This is a genomic window from Alkalibacterium sp., from assembly GCF_046484155.1.
Taxonomy (GTDB): Bacteria; Bacillota; Bacilli; order Lactobacillales; family Carnobacteriaceae_A; genus Alkalibacterium.
Genome location: NZ_JAWOBT010000122.1, coordinates 1 through 6,935, shown reverse-complemented (window position 1 = coordinate 6,935; position 6,935 = coordinate 1). Strand labels below are relative to the sequence as shown.

5 protein-coding genes and 1 pseudogene are annotated in these 6,935 nt (G+C 41.6%); 3 read left to right on the top strand and 3 right to left on the bottom strand.

The genetic code is table 11. The features are described from left to right. Positions 1 to 23 precede the first annotated feature (23 nt). Positions 24 to 422, top strand: coding sequence for a DUF4430 domain-containing protein (locus R6U02_RS08915; protein WP_410263264.1), 399 nt, complete (start codon positions 24 to 26; stop codon positions 420 to 422). A 490-nt stretch (positions 423 to 912) separates the two neighbouring features. Here R6U02_RS08915 and R6U02_RS08910 read toward each other — a convergent pair whose 3' ends face one another. The 3 genes from R6U02_RS08910 to R6U02_RS08900 form a co-directional block, all read right to left on the bottom strand. Further along, positions 913 to 1,662, bottom strand: coding sequence for an alpha/beta fold hydrolase (locus R6U02_RS08910; RefSeq protein WP_410263263.1), 750 nt, complete (start codon positions 1,660 to 1,662; stop codon positions 913 to 915). A gap of 27 nt (positions 1,663 to 1,689) precedes the next feature. Next, positions 1,690 to 2,484: an AAC(3) family N-acetyltransferase gene (locus R6U02_RS08905; protein ID WP_410263262.1), complete on the bottom strand. Its 795-nt coding sequence runs from the start codon at positions 2,482 to 2,484 to the stop codon at positions 1,690 to 1,692. Between the two features lie 166 nt (positions 2,485 to 2,650). Next, on the bottom strand, positions 2,651 to 3,781 hold the full coding sequence (locus tag R6U02_RS08900; RefSeq protein WP_410263261.1) for a 3D domain-containing protein: 1,131 nt from the start codon (positions 3,779 to 3,781) through the stop codon (positions 2,651 to 2,653). 317 nt (positions 3,782 to 4,098) lie between these two features. Between R6U02_RS08900 and R6U02_RS08895 the strand changes: the two genes are divergently transcribed. Both R6U02_RS08895 and R6U02_RS08890 read left to right on the top strand, forming a co-directional pair. After that, positions 4,099 to 5,667, top strand: a complete 1,569-nt coding sequence (locus R6U02_RS08895; RefSeq protein WP_410263260.1) for a Ppx/GppA family phosphatase — start codon at positions 4,099 to 4,101, stop codon at positions 5,665 to 5,667. Positions 5,668 to 5,669: 2 nt separating this feature from the next. Next, a pseudogene (locus tag R6U02_RS08890) lies at positions 5,670 to 6,935 on the top strand (RNA degradosome polyphosphate kinase); the annotation flags it as partial.

Sequence of the window (6,935 nt, the reverse complement as noted above, 5' to 3'; positions counted from 1 at the left end):
ATGAACAATAAAGGAGAAAATTCATGAAGAAGAAAGGTAATATCCTACTGTCAGTTGCTGTGGCACTTTTAGCCCTCGCAATCATCCTTTGGGTTTCCGGTCGAGATACGGATCCGCAAACCACTTCAGAAGAAACAACTGAAGTGACCGTCATGATTTATGCGAATGATGAAGAATTGGCGAATGATACACTTAACGTGAGCGCCGACACAACTTTAATGGAAATCATGGAAGAAAATTATGAGCTGACTGTTTCTGACGAGGGCTTTATTGAAGCCATCGAAGGCGTCGAGCAAAGCATTGAAGACAATGAGTCTTGGTTCTGGGTCTTTGAAGCCAATGAAGAAATGGTCACTGAATCAGCCGAAGACTTTATTCCTGAAGATGGCGATACCATTCTCTGGGAACTGATGGCCTTTTAGATAGTTGATAATAATATAAAATACCCGGTAAATCAGTTTTCAAACTGATTTACCGGGTATTTTTTTATTATTATTGACCTAGTCGGTAAGTTCAGCTATCATCTCGCTCTGACATGCTTTACTCATCTTGACTTCGACACTTTCAAAAGCGAGTGGGATTCGTAACTACCGAACAGCCCCTCATTCGGTAGTTACCGCAGCACGTTTATCCCCTAAGTGTCGAACTTGCTCCAACTTCGGTAGTTTCAGAATGATCAGTCGCTCGTAACTACCGAACAGCCCCTCCTTCGGTAATTACCACAACTCGTTTATTCCCTAAGTGTCGAACTTGCTCCAACTTCGGTAGTTTCAGAATAATCAGTCGCCCGTAACTACCGAACAGCCCCTCATTCGGTAGTTACCGCAGCACGTTTATTCCCTAAGTGTCGAACCTGCTCCTGATTTCAATGCAAAAAAAGAAGAACCATGAATCATAGAGCATTCAGGGCCCTTACTGGTTCTTGTCAATCATTTCTTTTTTGAAAAATGCTGTAATTTGCTTCATTGTGGGCACTCTTACGAGATGATTTTCATCTTCTTCGATAAAAGTTATATTGGCTTCAGGGTTTTCCTTTACAAATTCCACGACATGGTCATACGGAACGACCAGGTCATGGATCCCGTGCCAGAAAAGTAACGGTCTCTCCCCTAAGGTATCCGGATGCTGAGACAAATCATACTTGGGTACCCAAGCTAACAACGATTCATAATCCTCCGGGAAAAAGCGGTCCAGCTTGGCGGCATGTTCCAATAAGCGTGTCCGATAGTTTACTAGCTGGGGCGACCCCATCACACAGGCCGCTGCTTGTATCTCGGGATGATGCGTGAGTAACGCACAGGTTGTGATGCCGCCCATCGATACGCCGCCCACTGCGATGCGGTCATCAACGACACCCAATTTTTTGAAATGATTCACAATGTAACCAAACTCAAATAAATTGGTTTGAATGCTTTGCCAAAAAGTCAGGGATGGAATTTTAATGATCGGCTGATAACGGTCTCCATGATTCGCGGCATCCGGCAGCAAGACGCGGAAGCCCGCTTCAGCCAACAAACGTCCTTGAGTCAGGACGAGTTCTTTCGCTGACTGCCACCCATGGTAATACACGATCAGAGGCAGCACATCGTTTCTTCTTCGTTCTTCTACAACTTCCAGCAACGGAATTGTCCCTAATGTTCGTTGACGTATCGTTAACTTCACATTTATCACCTCTTCAAATCGTCTGTTTTATTTCTGGTTCTGAAAATAATAACGCCACTTATCAGAAAGGGATTCGTTGTCGGAGAACAAATCGGGATTTGCCTGGAGTAGCTCGGTCAACAACTCTGCCGTTTTTTCGGCATCGACCACACGGACAGTGGCATCTCCAAATGTGCCTTTTTTCATCGCCCCTTCTTCCAGTAAGATCTCTTCGACTTTCCAGAAATGATCAGACCAAGACAGACCCTGATGGCGGCGAGACGGGACATGGACCTTTTCTCCTGAATTCAGGACGCTGTAAAGGTCTTCGCGTGTATCCGTCATTCGTCCAGGGATGTCCATCCATTCTTCTATGCCATGTATGAATGTGTTTTTTGTCAAATCGACGCCGATCAAGAGAATATCAGCTTGTCTGTCGACGAGTTTCCCCCAGACAGAATCTCTGGCACAGGACGTATCATATTTATACTCTCCTTCGGTAAACGTCTGCGCATCCAAGCCTAAAGCGGCAACTGAGTGGGTCGGGTGCTCGGAGCGGACGACATTTTCTCGCTGTCTGAATTTCTCTGTCAGGATGCCCACATTTGAAGGCGAATTTTTCACATCGAACACCGGGTTATCCTTATCTATATATTCCCAGGTGTGCGTGGGTAAAACCAGCAGTCCGTCTTTCATAAAAGTACTCAGACTGTCTAATACCGCATCTGGTCCGCCAGCCACTTTGCCGATGCTTTTATAGGAAGAGTGAACAAGTAAGGTTCCTGCGGGATCTAGCTTCAATTTTTTCAGATCATTTAGTAACGATTCTTTAGTATGCATCATTTCTCCTCTTTCTCTGTTTTCTATAATACTGATTAAACAGGATAGGCCTGTAAAAAGCAACCAGCCTACGGTAATTTTTTAATTCAGTTATTTTTTGCAACAAAAAGCCGGCGAGTAAAATCTCTAAAGATTCAACTCGCCGGCTTTAAATGATAGCTGATTTTTATTAGTTCAAGATTCGAACAGTGACCTGACGTCTTCCCCATTGCAAGGCTTCAGCCACAGTTTTGAAATGAATATCGATAATGTTTCCATTGATCGCGCTGCCTGTATCTCCGGCAGTATAAACGCCCATGCCTTCAACTTCGACCATCGAGCCCAGTGGAATAACAGAAGGATCTACCGCAATGACACGTGGGTTCACGCGTAAGTCAATGCCCAAATACGTATGTGAACTTAATCCAGGTTGTTTGGTTGAATAGCCTGTCGCTTCTACTTGCAATGTTCTTCCAGAAGTTTGCGCAGGTTTAGATTCTTCTTTAACAGCGGGTTTGCTCTCAACTTTTTTAGAAGCTGACGTTTCAGTTTCGCTGGCAGCCGATTTAGCTACGACGGGTTTCGTATTCACTTGTTTTCCAGATGAAGATGTTGCTACTTCCTGTTCGCTTTTAGCTTCTGCAGCTTCTCTTGCCAGACGACGAGCATCTTCAATGCGTGATACTTCTGCGGCTTCTCTTTCTACAAGTGAAGACAATTCAGCTTCATTTTCCTGTATCAAGACTTGTAAGGAACTCACTTTGCTATCAAGCGCTTTTTTCTGAATAACAGCTTCTTCTTGTTGTGCTTCTATTTCTAATCGCGTGTCCACTAATTTTTCATTTAAATCAATGAGTTTTTGTCCTTCTTCTTCAGCTAGTTCGATCTGTTGATTCCCGGCATCTGTCAATCGCATGATAACGAGTGCACGGTTGAACAAATCAGAAATGCTTTCAGATTCCAAAACGGTCAAAACGATATTTTGCGAGACTTCATTGACTTGCAATGACTGCAGTCGATCACTTGCTTGTTCTAATCTCGCTTTAACCACTTCTTCTTGTTCAGCTATTTCTACTTTTGTTTCCTCTATCGCAGCTTCTTTTGCGCTAACGTTCTCTTCAAGCGTAATTAATGCGTCGTTTAATGTGTTTGTTTCCTCTATAACAGTACCTACTTCTTTTCGAAGTGACTGTATTTCCTGTGTTGTTTGCTTTTGTTGATCTTTGATGTTATTTAAAGAATCGGCGGATACAGGTTGAGAATAATTAAAATGTAAAAAAGCTAAACCAATCACTGCAAGGCTCATTATATTTTTTTTCATGATTTATATGGTCAATCCTTTCTAAATTTAGAGTTTATGTATAAAATCTATTTTCAATGCTTGGTTATTATACCGAAAAAAGCTTTAATGTAAATTTCAATTGGCTTACAATTTATTACAGAAAATCAAAAAAACAGATGGTTTTATGTATAAAAAAGACGATTTATGTATAACACGTAATAGTGACAGCGCTTACTTCTCCTTTGTAATATTATTGTAAAGAAGCGTACATGTTTAGACTTTATGCGGTTCAATATAGTATGATTAAATAGTAGCTGCCTTTTCAACAGTGAAAGTTATAAATATAGGAGTGAACTATGATGGCAAGAGATCGTTTTGGATTATTAGATGTGGGTTCGAATACTATACGACTCGTTATCTTTGAGATGGATGATTATCAAGGCATAACAGAACTACAAAACATAAAAACACCTGCTCGTCTTGTACAGTACTTAGACAATGAAAATAAAATGTCTGAAGAAGGCATTAACGTCTTAATTACAGTATTAAAAAGCTTCACCAAAATAGCTGAACGCTATAACATTAAAGAACTCATTTCCATAGCTACAGCTGCGATTAGACAATCGACAAATAGAGATGTTATTCTGGCGCGCGTAAAAAAAGAAATGGATTTAGATTTAACTGTTTTAACAGAACAGAAAGAAGCTTATTTTGGGAATTACGCCGTAAGATATACGATGGATATCCCCGATGGCGTAAGCATCGATATCGGCGGAGGTAGTACAGAAGTGACCTACTTCAAAAACAAAAAAATCAAAGAAGCCCACAGTTTCCCATTTGGGACAGTTTCCTTGCAGAAACAATTCTTTGATGAAAAAGAACATAATGATAAAAAAGCTATAAAAAAAGCACGCAAATGGGTCAATGAACAATTAAGGACACTCGACTGGCTCGAAGATCTTTCCGTCCCGTTAGTGGCGATCGGCGGATCGGCACGTAACTATGCCGAAATCTATCAGCGTCAAACAGATTATCCGATTGCGGGTATTCACGAATATCAGATGTCAAAAAAAGATTTGGACAAAACCTTCGATCTACTTGAAGAAAGTTCAATGGATGAATTGGCAGACTTAGATGGTTTAAGCGAGGACCGTCGAGATATTATCATTCCTGCGGGGATCGTCTTCACGGAGCTCCTCAATGTGATGCAATCGAAAACATTGGCTATAAGTAACCGTGGCTTGCGTGAAGGCATCATTTATGAACATCTCAATCAGGAATATGACGATGCCTATGATCTGTTTGGCATCAAACGGCAGACCGTCCAGCGATTATTCAAGCAATATGATATCCGTCCCATCAGTGCTCACCAGCGGATCGTTTTAGCTGACCGTCTGCTTGAATTGATCAAAGATAAAGGAATACTCGATCTTAAAGATGAACACCTTTATCTTCTTCATTACGGAGCCACGCTTTATTATTTAGGCAGTTATATTGAAGCTGATTCGGAATCGCAGCATACGTTTTACATTATTTCGAACACTAATCTTCATGGCTTTGATCACAGTGACCGTGTCCGTTTAGCCTTACTGGCGAGTTACAAAAACCGATCGCTCTATAAGCAGTACACGCAAAACTTTAAAGACTGGTACGATAAGAAGGAACTGGATATCTTACTTTATCTGGGGAGTGTCATTAAATTTGCAGAAGCTTTGAGCGATTCTCATGTCAATTTTGTGCATGACATAGACCTCATTGAAACAGATGAAGATAATTATGAATTGCGCGTGACATACAGCGGTGAAGCCATTGCTGAAGAGTACCGTGCCAACAGACATAAAAACCATATGGAACGTGTTTTAGGCAAATCACTTTCCATCACTTTTCAGAAAGAAATAGACGAATCGACCCAAACGGAGGTATAAAAATGCAGGATCAGGATATTTTACTGGAAAACCCAAAATACTATCAGAATAGAGAATTGTCATGGCTTGATTTTAATGCCCGCGTGATTGAAGAAGCAGACGATTCCTCTAATCCGCTCCTGGAACAGTTGACGTTTCTGGCTATCGGCAGTTCCAATTTGGATGAATTTTATAAAGTGCGTGTGGCCGGACTACAAGATCAACTGAAAATGGGCGTGAGTGAACCAGACTCGAAAAAACAGTGGTCACCCAAAAAACAGTTACGGGAAATCAATGATAAAAATCAGGAAATAGTCAGGCGCCATTATTCTCTTTTCGAGAAAAAGAAAAAGGAACTGGAAACTCATTCTGTTCATTTCGCTACGATCAATGAGTTATCAGCAGCCGACAAGGAACGAGCCAGAGATATTTTTAAATTTGAGATCGAACCAGCGCTCACACCTTATGGTATCGATGCTTACCGTCCCTTTCCTCACTTAAACGACGGAGTCCTGCATCTGTTTGTTCGTCTCGAAAAATCGGGGAGCCCTTTTATTGCCATTGTTCCGATCCCCCAACGACTAAGTCGGCTTTTTTCAATAGAAAGTAAGGGGGAAATTCAGCTTCTCTTTTCAGAGGATATCATTTACTCCTTCCTGTCAGAATTATTTAAGGGTCATACAGTGACCTACTCGTTTGCATTTCGCATCACGCGTAATGCAGATCTGGAAATTCAGGAAGAAGGTGCCGAAGACTTGCTCTCAGTCATCGAAGATTACCTGCAAAAAAGAAAAAATGGTATGGCTGTCAGGTTGGAAGTCGATACGCGCAAAACGAGTCAATCGGTCGAAACAGACATTACTTATTTAAAAAAAGCACTGTCTATCAGCCAACACGACGTTTATTATATTGATGGCCCTCTTGACTTGACGTGTTTAAATGAAGCCGTGGATATACTTAAAGCGGCCGGCATTGATCTTTCGTTCAAGAAATACACACCTTTTTATCCTGAGCTCTTTACCAAACGATCCGTTTATACCTTAGCTAAGCGACAAGACCTGTTCTTTCATCATCCCTTCGATTCGTTTCAACCGATTATTCAGTTTATAGAACAAGCTGTGGATGATGACCGTACGGTTGCCATCAAACAAACGCTTTACCGAGTCAGTCACGACTCTCCTTTAGTGCAATCGCTCGAAAAAGCGGCAAAGCAGGGCATCCAGGTCACTGTTTTAGTCGAACTGAAAGCCCGATTTGATGAAGCGAACAATGTACACTGGGCCAGAAAA

Excerpts from the sequence above, each read along its gene's own strand:
- R6U02_RS08915 (WP_410263264.1), top strand. The coding sequence starts at position 24 with ATGAAGAAGAAAGGTAATATCCTACTGTCAGTTGCTGTGGCACTTTTA.
- R6U02_RS08895 (WP_410263260.1), top strand. The coding sequence starts at position 4,099 with ATGATGGCAAGAGATCGTTTTGGATTATTAGATGTGGGTTCGAATACT.
- R6U02_RS08905 (WP_410263262.1), bottom strand. The coding sequence starts at position 2,484 with ATGATGCATACTAAAGAATCGTTACTAAATGATCTGAAAAAATTGAAG.
- R6U02_RS08900 (WP_410263261.1), bottom strand. The coding sequence starts at position 3,781 with ATGAAAAAAAATATAATGAGCCTTGCAGTGATTGGTTTAGCTTTTTTA.